Origin of the sequence: Janthinobacterium sp. P210006, from assembly GCF_036231885.1 — a bacterium.
Taxonomy (GTDB): Bacteria; Pseudomonadota; Gammaproteobacteria; order Burkholderiales; family Burkholderiaceae_D; genus Janthinobacterium; species Janthinobacterium violaceinigrum.
In genome coordinates this window covers 309,716-326,255 of record NZ_JAZARD010000002.1, presented here as the reverse complement: position 1 = coordinate 326,255, position 16,540 = coordinate 309,716, and the positions used below count along the sequence as shown (strand labels likewise).

The 16,540-nt window shown below is 65.9% G+C and carries 11 protein-coding genes; 7 read left to right on the top strand and 4 right to left on the bottom strand.

The genetic code is table 11. The annotated features are described in order from the left end of the window. Positions 1 to 19 precede the first annotated feature (19 nt). Entirely contained in the window at positions 20 to 1,519 is a 1,500-nt protein-coding gene (locus VPH41_RS09845; protein ID WP_328569841.1) for a SpoVR family protein, read from the top strand. A 409-nt stretch (positions 1,520 to 1,928) separates the two neighbouring features. Here the strand turns inward: VPH41_RS09845 and VPH41_RS09840 are convergent, their stop codons facing one another. Both VPH41_RS09840 and VPH41_RS09835 read right to left on the bottom strand, forming a co-directional pair. Beyond that, positions 1,929 to 3,254: an SDR family oxidoreductase gene (locus VPH41_RS09840; protein ID WP_328569840.1), complete on the bottom strand. Its 1,326-nt coding sequence runs from the start codon at positions 3,252 to 3,254 to the stop codon at positions 1,929 to 1,931. Next, positions 3,254 to 4,558 carry a nucleotide sugar dehydrogenase gene (locus VPH41_RS09835; RefSeq protein WP_152281035.1) on the bottom strand — a complete coding sequence of 435 codons (1,305 nt, stop codon included), beginning with the start codon at positions 4,556 to 4,558 and terminating at the stop codon, positions 3,254 to 3,256. Before VPH41_RS09835 ends, VPH41_RS09840 begins: the two co-directional genes overlap by 1 nt. Positions 4,559 to 4,777: 219 nt before the next feature. Here VPH41_RS09835 and prsT point away from each other — a divergent pair, with 219 nt between their 5' ends. From prsT to VPH41_RS09820, 3 genes are read left to right on the top strand one after another with little or no spacing between them, the layout of a single operon-like run. Further along, positions 4,778 to 7,561: an XrtA/PEP-CTERM system TPR-repeat protein PrsT gene (prsT, locus tag VPH41_RS09830; protein ID WP_328569839.1), complete on the top strand. Its 2,784-nt coding sequence runs from the start codon at positions 4,778 to 4,780 to the stop codon at positions 7,559 to 7,561. A 3-nt stretch (positions 7,562 to 7,564) separates the two neighbouring features. Continuing rightward, positions 7,565 to 10,048, top strand: coding sequence for a hypothetical protein (locus VPH41_RS09825; protein WP_328569838.1), 2,484 nt, complete (start codon positions 7,565 to 7,567; stop codon positions 10,046 to 10,048). Further along, on the top strand, positions 10,045 to 10,815 hold the full coding sequence (locus tag VPH41_RS09820) for a S1 family peptidase (protein ID WP_328569837.1): 771 nt from the start codon (positions 10,045 to 10,047) through the stop codon (positions 10,813 to 10,815). The genes VPH41_RS09825 and VPH41_RS09820 overlap by 4 nt, the downstream gene beginning before the upstream one ends. A gap of 4 nt (positions 10,816 to 10,819) precedes the next feature. Here the strand turns inward: VPH41_RS09820 and VPH41_RS09815 are convergent, their stop codons facing one another. Together VPH41_RS09815 and VPH41_RS09810 are read right to left on the bottom strand one after the other, a co-directional pair. Next, positions 10,820 to 11,566, bottom strand: coding sequence for an N-acyl amino acid synthase FeeM domain-containing protein (locus VPH41_RS09815; RefSeq protein WP_152255691.1), 747 nt, complete (start codon positions 11,564 to 11,566; stop codon positions 10,820 to 10,822). Between the two features lie 199 nt (positions 11,567 to 11,765). After that, positions 11,766 to 12,389, bottom strand: coding sequence for an XrtA/PEP-CTERM system exopolysaccharide export protein (locus tag VPH41_RS09810; protein WP_328569836.1), 624 nt, complete (start codon positions 12,387 to 12,389; stop codon positions 11,766 to 11,768). A gap of 250 nt (positions 12,390 to 12,639) precedes the next feature. Between VPH41_RS09810 and VPH41_RS09805 the strand changes: the two genes are divergently transcribed. Genes VPH41_RS09805 through VPH41_RS09795 form a run of 3 tightly spaced genes read left to right on the top strand, consistent with a single transcriptional unit; the run spans position 12,640 to position 16,535 of the window. Then, a complete protein-coding gene (locus VPH41_RS09805; protein ID WP_152281040.1) occupies positions 12,640 to 14,169 on the top strand; it encodes an XrtA system polysaccharide chain length determinant in 1,530 nt (509 codons plus the stop codon). Positions 14,170 to 14,188: 19 nt separating this feature from the next. Further along, positions 14,189 to 15,022, top strand: coding sequence for an XrtA-associated tyrosine autokinase (locus tag VPH41_RS09800; RefSeq protein ID WP_328569835.1), 834 nt, complete (start codon positions 14,189 to 14,191; stop codon positions 15,020 to 15,022). Further along, positions 15,006 to 16,535: a TIGR03016 family PEP-CTERM system-associated outer membrane protein gene (locus VPH41_RS09795; protein ID WP_328569834.1), complete on the top strand. Its 1,530-nt coding sequence runs from the start codon at positions 15,006 to 15,008 to the stop codon at positions 16,533 to 16,535. The genes VPH41_RS09800 and VPH41_RS09795 overlap by 17 nt, the downstream gene beginning before the upstream one ends. Positions 16,536 to 16,540 lie beyond the last annotated feature (5 nt).

The window sequence follows — 16,540 nt, the reverse complement described above, 5'->3', positions numbered from 1 at the left end:
AATTGCAGGCATGCCAGATATGGCGAATACGCCAGAGTCAGCGGGACTGGACGGCTACGCGGCGCGCATCGAAGCGCTGGCGCGCCAACTGGGCCTGGAATTTGCCCCCGTCGAATTCGAGCTGGTGCCGGACAGTTTCATGGCCGAAATCGCCATTTATGGCTTGCCCGTGCGCATGCGTCACTGGTCGTTCGGCGTGCGCTACATCCACCAGCTCGTGCACCAAAAGATGGGCAACTCGCATATGTTCGAGGTCATGTTTCCCGGCGACCCTTGCCATGCCTACATGGCCGAACACAATTCTATTGCAGAAAATACCCTCGTCACGGCGCATGTGCTGGGCCATGCCGACTTTGCCAGCCGCAATGCCCTGTTCCTCCGGTTCGGCGCCATGGCGGGCCAGCACATCCTGGAACAGAGCGCGGCACGGGCGCAGCGTCTCGAAGCGGCGCTGCAACGCCACGGACAGGAGGCGGTCGAGGCCGTGCTCGACGCGGCACTGGCGCTGGAACAGCACGTGGACATCCACGCCGAGCTGCACCGTCCTCCCTATGCCGCACCATCCGCACCCGCCGGTGTGACCGGCAAGCAAGACAGGACCGGCGTTGACGATCCTTTTGCGCAGCGCTACCGGCGCCTGCCGGGCGAAGCGGCCGCGCTGGAGGCGCACGAGGCGGCCAGGGCGCGGCTGGCGCAGCGCCCGCTCCTGCCGCCGCAAGCCGAGTACGACTTGCTGTGGTTCATCGCTCGATACGGACCGGAACTGGCCGACTGGGAGCGCGACATTTTCCTGGCCGTGCGCGAAGAGTCGTTTTACTTCTATCCCGTGTACGCCTGCCAGATCATGAACGAAGGCTGGGCCTCGTACTGGCATGCGCGGCTGCTGCGCGAAGCCCGTTTCCTGCCGCCCGCACTGTATCTGTCCGCCATCAAGTCGCATTCGGACGTGGTGCGCCCCTACGCGGGCGAGCACCAGCAGGCGCTGGCCGTCAATCCCTACCACTTGGGCTTTTGCATGTGGGAACACATCATCGAGTGCGAGGGATTGGCGCAGGCGCGCCAGATCTGCCGCGACGATGATGATTTCAGTTTCATACGCAACTATCTGGACGGGGAACTGGCCGACCGCCTGGGCCTGTTCGTGCATGAAAGCCGCCGCGACGGCGAGACGCGCCTGGCCAACCGCGACTTGCGGGCCATCCGCGAAGCTATCCTGGCGCCCAAGTACAACTATGGCGCGCCCTGCATCGCCGCCACCCTGCTCAACGACGACGGCAGCCTGGTGCTGCGCCACGATCACCAGCGCGATGGACGCGGCCTGGACCTGGAGCGGGCGGAACAGGTGCTCGCGTATATCGCCCGCGTCTGGCGCCGCCCCGTCACCCTGCATACGGCCGATTTCCGCGGCACGCCCCGGGTTCTGCGCAGCAAGACCGACGGCGTACCCGAACCGCCCGCGCCGACAGTGCCGGCACCGACGCCGACGCCGACACCGGCAGGGTCACCCATGCAGCACTGAACGGCAGATGACCGGGCGCATGCATATCGTGCGCGTCTGGCTCCGGTAGCGATCACCTGCTGCGCGGGCCACCTGTGCGCGCACCTCGGGGGCGGCCTGCTGCTACCTGCTACCCGCTATCTGCTATTCGCTATTCGCTAAGCCGCCAGCCGCGACCTTGCGCCTGGCCAGCTTGTAATGCGCGCCAGAGCAGCTTGTAGAGCTTGTAGTTCGCTTGTGCAGCCTGTAGCCCTTGAGGAGCCTGTAGCCCGCAGTTGATCAGCTGATCGTCATGCCAGACCGGCTGATCCTTGCAACGGGTGGCAGATCCTTGCGCTCGGCCGGCTGCCCGTCATGCTTGGCCGGCCTGTCGTCACGCCTTGCCAGCTTGTCTACACGCCGGGCAAGCTCTTGCCTCTTGCTTGCTGCCTTAGGTCTGGCCAGCCTGCGCCACATACCAGGCGATGGTCTGGCGCAAACCTTGCGCCAGGTCGTGCGTGGGGGCATAGCCGAGCAAGCGGGCCGCCTTTGCGATGTCGGCCTGCGAATGCCGCACGTCGCCGGCGCGAAACTCGCCGTACCGGGGCGCCAGCGGTGCGTGCTGCGGGCGGGCCGCCAGCAGCATCTGCTGCATGGTGGCGTGCAGCTGCGTCAGGCTGGTGCGGGCGTTGACGGCCACGTTGTAGACCTGGTTGACGGCAGCCGGGTCGGGACTCGTGGCGGCCAGGATATTGGCTTGCACGGCATTGTGCACAAAGCAGAAGTCGCGGCTGGTGGCGCCATCGCCGTGGATGTGCACGGCCTGATTGTCCAGCATGGCGGCGATCCAGCGGGGAATGACGGCCGCGTAGGCGCCCAGCGGGTCTTGTCGGGGGCCGAAGACATTGAAATAGCGCAGCCCCACCGTCTGCATGGCGTAGCAGCGCGCGTACACTTGCGCATACAGTTCATTGACATATTTACTCAAGGCATATGGCGACAGGGGTGCGCCGATATGCTGTTCCACTTTCGGCAAGGCCGGATGGTCGCCATAGGTGGCGCTGGACGCCGCATACACGAAGCGTTGCACGCCCGCATCGCGGGCAGCGGCCAGCATGTTCAGGAAACCGCTGACATTGACGGCGTGGCACAGCAGCGGATCTTCCAGCGAACGCGAGACGGAACCGAGCGCCGCCTGGTGCAGCACGTAGTCGACGGGCCCACCGGCATAGTCGCTGCCGCCCGCCCCATAGCTGTCACTGCCGCCATGGCCTGCAATGGCGCTGTCACCAGCCCCCTTGCTGTTTCCCGCACTATTACTTGCATCTTTGTCTGCAATCTTGCCAGCGCCGGCATTGCCGCCCGTACTTCCACGATTTCCATCGCTTGCACTGCCCGCAATCACATCCGCGACGGTATCCGCGGCACTGGCAACACCGCCTGCGCCCCCCGTCCCGCCGCACGCGCGCGCGCACGCCAGCGGGTCGCGGATATCGCCCTCGATGAAGGTGAAGCGCCGCCACGCCTGTTCGCCCACGCTGGCACGCACCTGTTCCAGGTTATGCCGGTGGCCCGTCATGAAATTATCGAGGCCCCGCACTTCCTGCCCCAGCGTCAAGAGGGTTTCCAGCAGGTGCGAACCGATGAAGCCGGCCACGCCCGTCACCAGCCAGCGCCGCGGTTCGCTGGTCAGCTGCGCGCACGCTTGCGCGTAAGCGCTGGCAGCCGGACCGCCAGACGCCGGATTTGCGGCCGGACCGCAGGCATCGGCCGCCATCACAGCCGCCACACGTGCAAGCCGCCGTCTTCCAGCGGACGGGGGTCGAAATGCGATTTGATGTCGATGAAGCAGCCATTTTCCAGTACCTTGCTCTGGAAGTCGGCCAGCGGACGGGCCAGCAGGGCCTGGTGCGAGACGGCGCTGATGATGGCCTCGGCCCGCGGCAGCTGTTCCCAGCTTTCCAGCGACAAGCCGTATTCTTCCAGCGCTTCGCGGCCATCGGCGACGGGGTCGTGCACGTGCACCTGCACGCCGTACGACTGCAGTTCGTGGATCATGTCGACCACCTTGGAGTTGCGCAAGTCCGGGCAATTTTCCTTGAAGGTCAAGCCCAGCACGTTCACGTGCGCGCCCTTCAGTTTGAAGCCGGCGCGCACCATTTCCTTGATGGTTTTTTCCGCCACGAACTTGGCCATGCCGTCGTTGATGCGGCGCCCGGCCAGGATCACGTGTGGGTGGTAGCCCAGCATTTCCGCCTTGTGCGTCAAATAATAGGGGTCGACGCCGATGCAGTGGCCGCCCACCAGGCCTGGCCGGAACGGCAGGAAATTCCATTTCGTGCCCGCCGCCTGCAGCACTTCCAGCGTGTCGATGCCGATGCGGTCGAAGATGATGGCCAGTTCGTTCATCAGCGCGATGTTCAGGTCGCGCTGCGTGTTTTCGATCACCTTGGCCGCTTCGGCCACGCGGATGCTGGACGCCCGGTGCACGCCGGCCTCGACCACGCCTTCGTACAGGGCCGCCACCTTGTCCAGGGTGGCGTCGTCGTCGCCCGAGACCACCTTGCGGATGCTGTGCAAGGTATGCGCCTTGTCGCCGGGGTTGATGCGCTCGGGAGAAAAGCCCACATGGAAGTCTTCCTTCCAGCGCAGGCCCGAATGCTGTTCGAGGATGGGGATGCAGATTTCCTCGGTGGCGCCCGGATACACGGTAGATTCGTAGATGACGGTGGCGCCGCGCCGCATGTGGCGGCCGACCGCCGCGCTGGCGCCGGCCAGGGCCGAGAAATCGGGATTGTGCGCGCTGTCGACGGGCGTGGGCACGGCCACGACGATGAAATCGGCCAGCTGCAGCTCGGCGGGATCGCAGCCGACGCTCAGCCATTGCGCGGCGCGCAGCTGTTCCGTACTCACTTCGCCCGTGGGATCGACATGGCTGCGGTAGCTTTCCACCTTGCGGGCCGACAAATCAAAGCCGATCGTGCGCTGGCGCATGCCAAACGCCACGGCCAGCTGCAAGCCCACATAACCGAGCCCCACCACCGCCACCACGTCCGTCCTGCTCTCCACCTTGCTGTCCATATGCGTGTGCTCCGAATGGTTGCGGCCCCAGCAGCGCCGTCCAGGAAATTCTACGGTTGCAGGTCCGGCCATTCTTGAGCCGGAACAAGAAACGCGGGGCGGCGGCCAGCGCGCGCGGCGACAATCGGCGGCTTGTTGAGCGCAATCAAGGAGAGCGGCGGCCATCTTTTTAAGCTAGGCCATGCCCATTCCTCATGCACGCCGCTACCGGAGACTTCCATGGCCCGTTCCCTGCCCCGCCCTTTCCCCGGCCTGCCTGCCGCCGCGCTGTGCTGCACCCTGCTGCTGCCCCTGCTGACGGCTTGCCACGGCACGCAAAGCAGCGAATCGCTGCTGGCCGACGCGCAGCAGTACCGCCAGAAAGGCGAGGCGCGGGCCGCCATCATCCAGCTGAAGAATTTGCTGCAAAAGGAACCGGACAATGCGGCGGCACGCTTGCTGCTGGGCAGCATCTATATCGACACGGGCGAAGCGCTGTCGGCCGAGAAAGAATTGCGCAAGGCAAAGTCGCTGGGCCTGTCGGCGCAACAAGTGATGCCCTTGCTGGGCAAGTCCTGGCTGATGCTGGGCCAGTTCGACAAGGTGCTGGCCGAAGTGGCCGACGATGCGGCGCAGCCCCCCGTCGTGCTGGCCCTGCGCGGCGACGCCCTGCTGGCCCTGGGCCGCCGGGACGAGGCGCGCGCCGTGTTTGCGCGCCTGCTCGAAGCCCATCCGGACCAGGTCGAGGCCTTGCTGGGCCTGGCGCGGCTGGCGGCGCTGGAGCAGCAGGTGCCGGCGGCCCAGCTGCTGCTGGCGCAAGCGTTGAAAAGCGCGCCCGCCAACCTCGACGCCATGCGCCTGCAGGGCGACCTGCTGCGCCTGCAAGGCAAGAACGGGCCGGCGCGCCTCGCCTACATACAGATCCTCAAGATAAAACCGGATAATACCCAGGCACATATCGACCTGGCCAACCTCGATATCGCGGAAAACCGCTATGCGGAAGCGGGCGCCCAGTTGGCCACGGCGCGCAAGACGGCGCCCAACAGCCTGGGCCTGCTGCAAGCGCAGGCGCTGCTCGATTTTCGCCAGGGCAAAAACAAGGCGGCCTTGCAAGCCTTGCAGCTGGTGCTCAAGGCGGCGCCCGACCACATGCCGTCGATCCTGCTGGCCGGCGCCGTGCAACTGGCGCTGGGCTCGCCGCAACTGGCGGAATCGTATCTGCAGCGCTTCCTCGCCGTGTATCCCCAGCACCTGTACGCCGTCAAGATGATGGCTTCGATCGAACTGATGCGGGGCAAGACCGACGCGGCCATCGCCCTGCTGCAACCGATGCTGGCCGCCTTTCCCGAGGACGTGGAATTGCTGTCGCTGGCGGGCGAAGCGCACTTGCGCGCGCGCCAGTACGACAAGGCGACGGCGTATTTCGAAAAAGCCAGCACCCTGGCGCCGGACACGGCCCGTCTGCATGCGGCGCTGGGCATCAGCCGCCTGGGCCAGGGCGAGAACAGCCGCGCCATCAATGAGCTGGAGCGGGCCAGCATGCTCGACAGGAGCACGCCGCAGGCGGGCACCATGCTGGTGATGACCCTGCTGCGCAACAAGCAGAACGACAAGGCCCTGGCTGCCGTCAAGATGATGGAACAGCAGCAGAAAGGCACGAATCCCCTGCTGCTGAACCTGAAAGGCGGCGTCTACCTGGCCTTGCGCGACTTGCCGGCCGCCCGCGCCGGCTTCGAGCAGGCGCTGGGCATGGACCCCGTGTACTTGCCCGCCCTGAACAACCTGGCGCAGATCGACCTGGCCGAGAAAAAGCCCGAGCAAGCGCGGGAGCGCTTCGAGCGGGCGCTGGCGAAGGCGCCGAAAAATGCCGACCTGTGTGCGGCGCTGGCCAAGCTGGCCGCGTCGCAGGGCAAGACGGACGAGGCGCGGCGCTGGCTTGAGCGGGCCCACCGCGACAATCCCGACGCCGTGGGCCCGGCTCTGCTGCTCAGCAATTTTTACCTGAAGACGGGAGCGCCCGACAAGGCGCTGGAACTGGCGCGCACCTTGCAGACAGGCCATCCGGGCGACGCCGATGCGCTGGCCCTGCGCGCCCAGGTGGAATACAGCGCGGGCCAGGCGCAGTCGGCGCTCGACAGCTACATCAAGCTGGCCGGCATCCAGAACAGCTCGGCGCCTTTGCAGATGCGCATCGCCAGCCTGCACCTGGCGCTGGGCGACCACCATAATGCGCTGCAAGCCGTCAAGCGGGCGCAAGCGCTCGATCCCGGCCTGCTGGAAGCGCGCGTGATCGAAGTGGCCATGCTGCTGAACCTGAATCGCCAGCGCGAGGCGCTGGCCGTGGCGCGCCAGGTGCAGGAAGAGCAGCCGAAGCTGGCGGCCGGCTACAAGCTCGAAGGCGACGTGCTGATGGAGCAAAAGCTGCCGCAGCAAGCCGTCAAGCTGTACCAGCACGCATTCGGGATCAGCCCCATCGGCCCCTTGCAGGTGCAGCTGTACCGGGCCTTGCAGGCGGCGGGACAGGCGCGCGACGCCGATGCGGGCATGGCGGCCTGGCTGAAGGCGCATCCGGAAGACTTGAGCACGCGCACCTACCTGGCCGGCACCATGCTGGCAGCCAAGCAGTACCGCGACGCCATCGGGCATTTCCAGTACATCGTTGCCAAGGACACCAGCAACGTGGTGGCGCTGAACGACCTGGCCTGGGCCTATCAGCAGGAAAAAGATCCGCGCGCTCAGGCCACGGCCGAGCAGGCGCTCAAGCTGGCGCCCGGCAATCCCTCGGTGCTCGACACCCTGGGCTGGATCGTGCTGGAGCAAGGCGACGTCAAGCGCGCCACGGCCCTGCTGCGCCAGGCGGCGGTGCTGGCGCCGGCGTCGCCCGAAGTGCTGTACCACCTGGGCGCGGCCCTGGCGAAGTCAGGCGACAAGGGCGGCGCGCGCAAGCAACTGGAACAATTGCTGGCCGCTAACAAAGACTTTCCGCAGCGGGCCGCAGCGCAAGCCTTGCTGACCCAGCTCTAGGCCATGGCGGCGCACGCGGCCCTGCCCGGCCTGGCGGCGCGGCTGCTGGCCCTGCTTGCGGGCGGCGCCTGCGCGCTGGCCCTGCGCCATTATCCGCTGGGCCACGGCTGGCCCGGCCTGCTGTTTGCCATCCTGCTGCCCGCCTACTTCCTGCTGCTGTGCTGGCGTCCCGCCTGCTGGCTGTTCTGCGTGCCCGCCTTGCTGCCCGTGCTGGACCTGGCGCCGTGGACGGGCTGGTTCTTTCTCGAAGAAATCGACGTGCTGCTGTTGCTGACGGTGGCGTGCGGTTACTGGCGCCTGGGCGCGGTGGACCAGCCCGCCGCGGCGCAGCTGTCGCCCGCCGCCGGCGCCTGCCTGCTGCTGTGCAGCCTGGCCTGGCTGATCGCCGTGCTGCGCGGCGTGCTGCCGCTGGCGCCGCTGGACGCGAATGCCTGGGACAATTACCTGAGCCCGTACAACAGCTTGCGGCTGGGCAAAGCCTGGGCCTGGAGCATGCTGCTGCTGCCGCTGCTGCTGCGCGACGCAGACGCGCCCGCCATGCGCCGCTACGCGCTGCCGGGCATGCTGGCGGGACTGGCCATGGTGTCGCTGTTCGCGCTGTGGGAGCGGGCCGCGTTTCCCGGCCTGCTGAACCTGTCCAGCGACTACCGCATCACGGCGCCGTTTTCGGCCATGCACACGGGCGGCGCGGCGCTCGACGGCTACCTGGCCCTGAGCCTGCCGTTTGCAGGCCTGTGGCTGGCGCGCGCGCGCAGCCGCTGGCAAGCGGCGCTGGCCTTGCTGCTGCTGGCACTGGCCCTGCACGCGGCCTTCACCACTTTTTCGCGGGGCCTGTACCTGGCACTGGCCGCAGCCGTGCTGCTGACATTTTGGCAAACCCTGCGCACGCCCCCGGGTACGCCACGGCACCCGCCCGGCCGGCTGCCTGTACGCAAACTCTTGCTCAGGCTATTGCTGGCCGGCCTCGGCACCGTCCTGCTCGTGTATATGTTTACCCTGGCTGGCTACCGGGGCTTGCTGGCCGCCGTGGTCCTGTTCGCGGCCAGTTTCGTGCTGGCGGCGCGGCCCCTGCCGTGGCGCCTGGCGCCGGCCAGCCTGCTGTGCGCGCTGTGCCTGCAGGGCTTGCTGGCCAGCTGGTGGCCGGACGGCACCAGCCTGCAAGGTACGGGCTGGCTGAAAGGTCCGTATTTCCTGTTCCTGCTGGCCGCCGCGCTGCTGGCGTGCGCGCTGTGGCCAGGCAAGGCCGGCGGCAAAAGCCCGGGCAGGCTGGGCCTGGCGATGGTGGCGTGGACCATGCTGGCATGCAATCTCGTCTGGATAGGCTGGCACTGGGCAGGCCCCCCGGCCTTGCTGCCGGCCAGCCTGGTCGTTCTGCTGGCCATGCTGATGCTGAGCAACGCACGCGTGCATCCACCGCTGTGGCGGCTGGATCGGGCCAGCCTCAGCATCGCGGGCGCTGCCGGCATCCTGCTGCTGCTGGCCATCCCCGTCTCGGCCAGCTATTACGCCACCGAACGTTTCGCCACCACCGCCTTCGACATGCAGGGCCGCCTGCGCCATTGGCGGCAAGTGCTGGCCATGCAGCCTGCGGACTGGGGCGATCGCCTGTTCGGCATGGGCATGGGCAGTTTTCCCGCCACGTACTACTGGCACAATCCGGGGCGCGAGGTGCCGGCCAGCATCGCGTATGCCGAAGAAGCCGGCAACCCCGACAACCCCGGCAACCGCTACGTGCGGCTGGCCAGTCCCGGCTACAGCGCCGGCTATGGCGAACTGCTGCGGCTGCTGCAACGCCTGCCCGTACAGCCCGCCACACGCTACACGCTGGCACTCGATGCGCGCCGGACGGGGCCCATGCCCGTGCTGCAGGTGCGCCTGTGCCAGCGGCAATTGCTGTACGCACAAGCTTGTGTCAATATCCCGCTGCGCCTGCACCCCGCGCCGACTGGCAGTCCCGCGGGTGCCTGGCAGCACTACGAAATACCGTTCGACAGCGCCTGGCTGGGCGGCGGTTCCTGGCTGCTGCGCCCGCCCGTGCAGCTGGAACTGGCCGCCAGCGGCACGGCCACCTCGTCCGTGGTCGAGGTCGACAATCTGAGCCTGCGCGCGCCCGGCGGCGAGGAGCTGATCGCCAATGGACGCTTTACGCAGGCAAACAATTACTGGTTTTTCAGCAGCGACCACCATCACTTGCCGTGGCATATCAAGAGCCTGGCGCTGCATCTGCTGGTGGAAACGGGCTGGTGCGGCGCACTGTCGATGCTGGGCCTGCTGGCCCTGGCGGGACTGCGCCTGCTGCGCCGGGCCACGCGGGGCAACCAGGGCGCGCTGGCTTGCACCGCCGCCCTGCTGGGTTTTCTCGTCGTGGGCCTGTTCGACAGCCTGCTCGACGTGCCGCGCATTGCCCTGCTGTGCTACCTGATGCTGCTGTGCGCGCTGCTGCAGCCCGTCCGCTCTCCTCCTGCCCTTGAAAGTGCGCCGCCATGAAAGCCTTGTCTTCCGCCCTGCTGTCCTGCCTGGTACTGGCCCTGGCCGGCCCGCCCTGCCGCGCCGACGATACCCTGGCGCAAACCATCGCGCGCGTCAAACCGTCCATCGTCGGCGTGGGCAGCCTGCAAAAGACGCGCACGCCGCCCATGAATTTCATCGGCACGGGTTTCGTGACGGGCGACGGCTTGAGCGTGCTCACTTGCGCCCATGTGATCCAGAAACTGCTCGACGCCAATCCCGACGAAGTGATCGGCATCCTCACGGGCCAGGGCGAGGTGGCGCAATTTCGCCCCGCCAAAGTCCAGGCGCTGGACACGGAACACGACCTGGCCTTGCTGCGCCTGGCGGGCGCGCCGCTGCCCGCCCTGGCGCTGGGCGACGCGGCCGCCGTGCGCGAAGGCCAGGCCATGGCCTTCACGGGTTTTCCCCTGGGCACCTTGCTGGGCTTGCACCACGTGACGCACCGCGCCACCGTGTCGTCGCTGACGCCCGTGGTCATGCCCAGTGAAAACGCGCAGCGCCTGGACCCGCGGCGCCTGGCGCAGCTGCAAAAGGCCCCGTACACCGTGTTCCAGCTGGACGCGACGGCGTATCCGGGCAGCAGCGGCAGCCCCCTGTTCGATCCCGAGACCGGTCTCGTCTACGGCATCGTCAACATGGTGTACGTCAAGGGCCTGAAAGAGGCGGCCATCAGCGCGCCCAGCGGCATCACGTATGCGATACCGGGCAGCCACATGCAGGCGATCTTGCTGAAAAACAAATGAGTTGTCAGTTGCGCCCCTGCCTCAGCCGGTCCGTAATGCCAGGCTCATCCCATGTCGGAAAAAAAAAGGGGTAAAACGACCGTTCACCCCCATGCTGTTCCATCAAGCCGCCGTATTTGCGGATCTGGGCCCCCATGTAATCGAGGTCCAGCCGCAGCAGCACGGCCGGCGCTCCCACGCGCGTGCACTCTCGTTCGCCGCCGAAGTCCTTGAAACCCAGCATGCGCTTGTAAAACACCACGTGACGGGGATTGACTTCGATCACGTAATCAGTAAAGCCGTGAATATTATGGGCATAGATATAAGAAATATGAATCAGCGCTGCAAACACGCGCTTGCTGACGCCCTTGTCGATGGCCAGGCGCGACGGTTCGCACAGGCGCCGGCCCTCTTCGCGCAGCACGTCGAGCTTGTCGCGGAAGTTTTCATCGGCGGGCAAACCCGTCTCGTCGTTATCCAGGCACAGGGTCATGGTGCCGACGGTGCTGCCGGCCGTTTCTGCAAACAGGGTGATCTTATTGAGCGCATGCGCAATGCCGGGATCGACGGCATAGCCGCGCCAGCCGTACATCTTGCGGATCAGCAAACTCGCCGCTTCGCGCCGGCCACGCGAATTGGCCATGCGGATATGAAAGCGCTGCAGGTCGAGTTCGTGCTCCATGGCGGGATCGATCTGCCCCTCGCCCACCACCAGGTCGCTGAAATTGCCCGGCGTGTCGAAGGAAATAATGGGTTCATCGTCAAAGCTCATCTTGTCCTCACGTTCATCGGCCGCCGTCGAGACGGACTGAAGCCAATGCCTTGTGACAAGATAAAAACTGGAGAAGTTCCCACGCCGGGCAAAAAAAGCAGAAGAAATACGCTATTTAATAGCAAAATTGCACGCTGAAATTTGCCCGCAAGTACAAAATGACAAACAAAAATGCTGTTTTGACAGGACTATTGCCGATTTAGAAAAAACTCTCCGGTATCAATAACACGTCGCCGGGCCGCATCATGACGTTGGCGGAAATATCGCCATTCTTGAGCAGGTCGTCCAGGCGCACGCCCAGCTGCTGCTGGCTGCCTTCGCGCATGCGGATGATGCTGGCCTTGTTGCCGGCGGCGAAGTCGGTGATGCCGCCCACGGCGATGAGCACGTCCATCAGCGACATGCCCAGCCGGTACGGCAGCGCCTGCGGCTTGGCGGCCTCGCCGATCACGCGGATCTGCTCGCTGTACGGCCCCGAGAAATTGGTGACGATGACCGTCACCACGGGCTGCTGGATGAACTTGCCCAACGCTTGCTCGATGTCGCGCGCCAACTGGGTCGACGTCTTGCCGCTCGCTTCCAGGTCTTCCACCAGCGGCGTGGTGATCTTGCCGTCCGGCCGCACGGCCACCGTCAGCGACACTTCCGGGTTGCGCCACACGATGATGTTGACGGAATCGCCCGGACCGATCAGGTAGTCGTGCATGGGTGCGCTGTCGTCGGCGGGCGCCGGCGGATGGGGCGTGCGGCAGGCGCCCAACAGGCTGGCGGCGCCCGCCAGGACCAGCGCGTGGCAGACAAATGCACGGCGAAACGGATTCATGCGGAGCCTCTTCGGGTCGATGGCGCGTCCATGGGCGGCCCCGCAGAACCAGCCTGAGCCGCGAACTTCCTATGATTATTAAAACCCGGCAAGTCAACCTTGAGGCGTATCAAGAAGCAATCATCTTGGGAAATCTTGCTCGACAGGGGTCCTATACTTTGCTTACTCAACAGGCAAGCATTTCTTGCAAGACGCCTGTCCGCGCCGCCAAGTCCTCTGCCGTGCAGCACCGTCACTTGAAGGAAGCGACATGGAAGAATTGATACAGCAATTGCTTTCCGGCCTGAAAGGCATCTGGAAATACCGCTGGCATGCGGTGCTGGTGGCGTGGCTGGTGGCAATCGGCGGTTTCATCCGGGTGATCACCTTGCCGGACGACTTCCAGACGTCGGCACGCGTGTTTGTCGATACGCAAACCATCCTCAAGCCGCTGATGGCCGGCATGACCAGCGTGCCGAATACGGAACAGCAGGTGGCCATCATGAGCCGCACCCTGCTCAGCCGCCCGAACGTGGAGCGCGTCATGCGCATGGTCGACCTGGACCTGGACTCGAAGACCGTGCGCGAGCACGAGGCCCAGCTCGACGACCTGATGAGCCGCATCAAGATCACGGGCACCAACGCCTACGACATCTACACCATCAGCTACAGCGGCCGCGACCCGAAGCTGGTGCGCGACGTGGTGCAAAGCCTGCTGACCATCTTTGTCGAAGGCAGCTTCCAGGGTAAAAAGGGCGACTCGCAGAAGGCCGTGCAGTTCATCGACGAGCAGATCAAGAATTACGAGGACAAGCTGAGCGCGGCGGAAAATCTGGTGAAGGAATTCAAGATCCGCAACAACCTGCTGCTGCCGCGCCAGGGCATCGACTATGGCAGCCAGCTGCTGATGTCGTCCGATAGCCTGAACAATGCCAAGCTGGAACTGGTCGAGGCGGAACAGGCCCGCAAGGCCATCCAGAGCCAGATCGAGGGCGACGAACCCGTGCTCGACCTGGAACCGAACGCGTCGACCATCACGAATCCCGAACTCGACGAGCGCATCGCCTCGCTGAACAAGAACCTCGACAGCCTGCGCATGCAATTTACGGAATTGCATCCCGACATCATCGCCTCGAAGCGTCTCATTGCCCAGCTGGAAGAACGCAAGATCGAGGAAAGCAAGCTGAAAACGGCGGCCGGCGATCCGGGCAAGAACTACAGCCCCATGCTGCAGCAGCTGAAGGTGGCGCTGACGGACGCGGACGCCAAGGTGGCCGCCATCCGCGCCCGCGTGCAGGAATACAACGCGCGCAACGAGCGCCTGCTGGCGCAAAGCAATGCCGTGCCCGAGGTGGAGTCGCAGCTGGCGCAGCTGAACCGCGACTACATCATCAACAAGGAAAACTATGAAAAGCTGATCGGCCGGCGCGAAGCGGCCAAGCTGTCGGGCGAACTGAGCTCCACCACGGAGATGATGGCCTTCAAGATCATCGATCCCCCCACAGTGCAATATGCGCCCGTGGGGCCGAACCGCCCGCTGCTGTTCAGCGCGGCGCTGGGTGCGGCACTGGTGGCCGGCATCGCCACGGCCCTGCTGATCAGCCAGGTGCGCCCCACCTTCCTCAGCCCCGCCGAACTGCGCGATGCCACGGGCTTGAACGTGCTGGGCACGGTATCGATGAACTGGACGGCGCTGCAGCAGGTGCGCCGCCGCCGCGCCCGCTATGGCTTTGGCGCCTGCCTGGGCAGCCTGTTCGTACTGTACGGCGGGGTCATGACGGCCGCGCTGCTGAAATTCTAGCGCCACCACGGGAGCGACGATGAGCACCAAGGACAGCGGCAGGCAGGAACCCACCATCCTGGGCGTGGCCGAGGCCGGCGTGCCGTACGGCGCGGACCAGGCGGACGCCCAGGCCGAGGCACTGAACCCCCGCTACCGGACCTTGAACCTGGCCCGGCTGGCGGAACAAGGCATGCTCACGCAGGATGGCGGGCGCAGCTCGGTGGCCGAGGATTTCCGCATCATCAAGCGCCCGCTGCTGCGCCAGGCGCGCGCCACCGGTACCGACGCCATCCGCCACGGCAACCTGATCGTCGTCACCAGCGCCATGCCCGGCGAAGGCAAGACGTATTGCGCCGTCAACCTGGCCATGAGCATCGCCATGGAAATGGATATCACGGTGCTGCTGGTCGACGCCGACGTGGCGCGCCCGTCCGTGCTGAAAGTGCTGGGCCTGCCGCCGGAGCCGGGGCTGATGGACGTGCTGCTGGACCCGCAGCTGGCCATGGCGGACGTGATCCTGAAAACCAACGTGGCCAACCTGAGCATCCTGCCCGCCGGGCGCAGCAACAAGCATGCGACGGAATTGCTGGCCAGCCGGGCCATGAGCCGGCTGCTGGCAGAAATTGCCAGCCGCTACGCGGACCGCGTCGTCGTCTTCGACTCGCCGCCCCTGCTGATCACCAGCGAAGCGCACGCGCTGGTGGGACAGATGGGGCAAGTGGTGATGGTGGTCGAGGCGGAAACGACGACCCAGCACGCCGTCAAGGAAGCGCTGCGCCAGATCGAATCGTGCGAACACATTCATTTGATCTACAACAAGACCAAATCGTTCCCCGGCAGCGACTACTACGGTTATGGCTATTACGATTAGCCGCCGCGCGCCGCGATCCGTCCCCTTGCTGCTGTCCCTGCTGCTGCCCGCGCCCGCCGGCGCCGTCGACTGGCTGGTGGTGCCGTCGCTGCGCCTGCGCGAAAGCTACACGGACAACGCCGTGCTGGCGCCGCAGGCGCAGGCCAGGTCCGACTTCATCACGGAAATCGCGCCCGTCCTGGCCCTGATCGGCAGCGGCCCCCGGCTGCAGGTGCACCTCGACTACAGCTGGCGCAAGTTCCACTACCTGCACCGGCCCGACACGGACACCCACCAGCTGCAGGCGTCCACCGAGGCGGAACTGGTCAAGGACTGGCTGCACGTCGAGGCACGCGCCGGCGTCAGCCGCCAGAATGTCTCGCCGTTCGGCCCGCAGATCATCGACGGTCTGCCAGGCAGCGGCAACGAGAGCACCGTGCGCACCACCATGCTGAGCCCCTACCTGCGCCACCGTTTCCGCGCCGTGGGCACGGCCGAACTGCGCTACACGCGCAGCACGGTGGCCAGCGGCGGCGACCTGCTGGGCATGCACAGCGATGAAGTGCAGATGCTGCTCAGCGGCGAACCACGCGGCAACGGCTGGAGCTGGAACGCCAGCTACGACAGGCGCAATACGCAAAACAGCAAGCTGGCGCCGGAGCGCATGGAGCGCAGCAGCGTGGGCCTGCGCTACCCGTTCAGCAGCAAATGGGCGGCCACGGCCAGCGCGGGCACGGAAAAGGAAGGCTATGCCAGCAGCACGGGCAAGGCGCCGCAAGGGCGCTTCTGGTCCGTGGGCGGCGTCTGGACGCCGTCGCCGCGCACCAGCGTGGCCTTCAGCACGGGGCGGCGCTTCTTTGGCCAGACCTACAGCCTCGACGCCCACTTCCTGCAGCGCCATACGAACTGGTCGCTCAATTACAGCGAGAACATCACCACCATGCCCGCCCAGTACCTGCGCCTGGGCAATGCCGACGCGGCCAACCTGCTGGACCAGCTGTGGCGCGGCATCTTCCCCAACGCCATGCAGCGCCGCCTGCGCATCGACGCCTTCCTGCGCTATGCGAACGGGCTGGGTCCGGAACTGGGCGCCATCAATTACTTCAGCAACCGCTATTTTCTGCAAAAGCAGCTGAGCCTGACGGCGGCCCGCGCCACGGCGAAAAGCACGGTGATCGTCGCCGTCAATGCCGTCGACCGCACGGCGCAGACGGCCAGCGGCATCGACAGCGGCCTGCTGCCCGGCGTGGAATTCGGCAGCGAAGACCGCACGCGCCAGGTGGGCAGCAACGTGGGCTGGAGCTGGCAAGCGTCGTCGCGCACCAGCGTGAACGTCAATGCGGGCTACGCCAGCGTGCGTTCGCTGAGCGCCCCGCGGCGCGACAACAACGTCACCGTCACGGCTGGCCTCAGCCGCACCTTGCAGCCAAAGATGACGGCCAGCATCGACCTGCGGCGCACCCAGCACAGCAGTACCCGGGGCGGCGGCTACCGCGAAAACGGCGTCAGCGCCACGCTCAACATGCAGTTTTAAGGAGG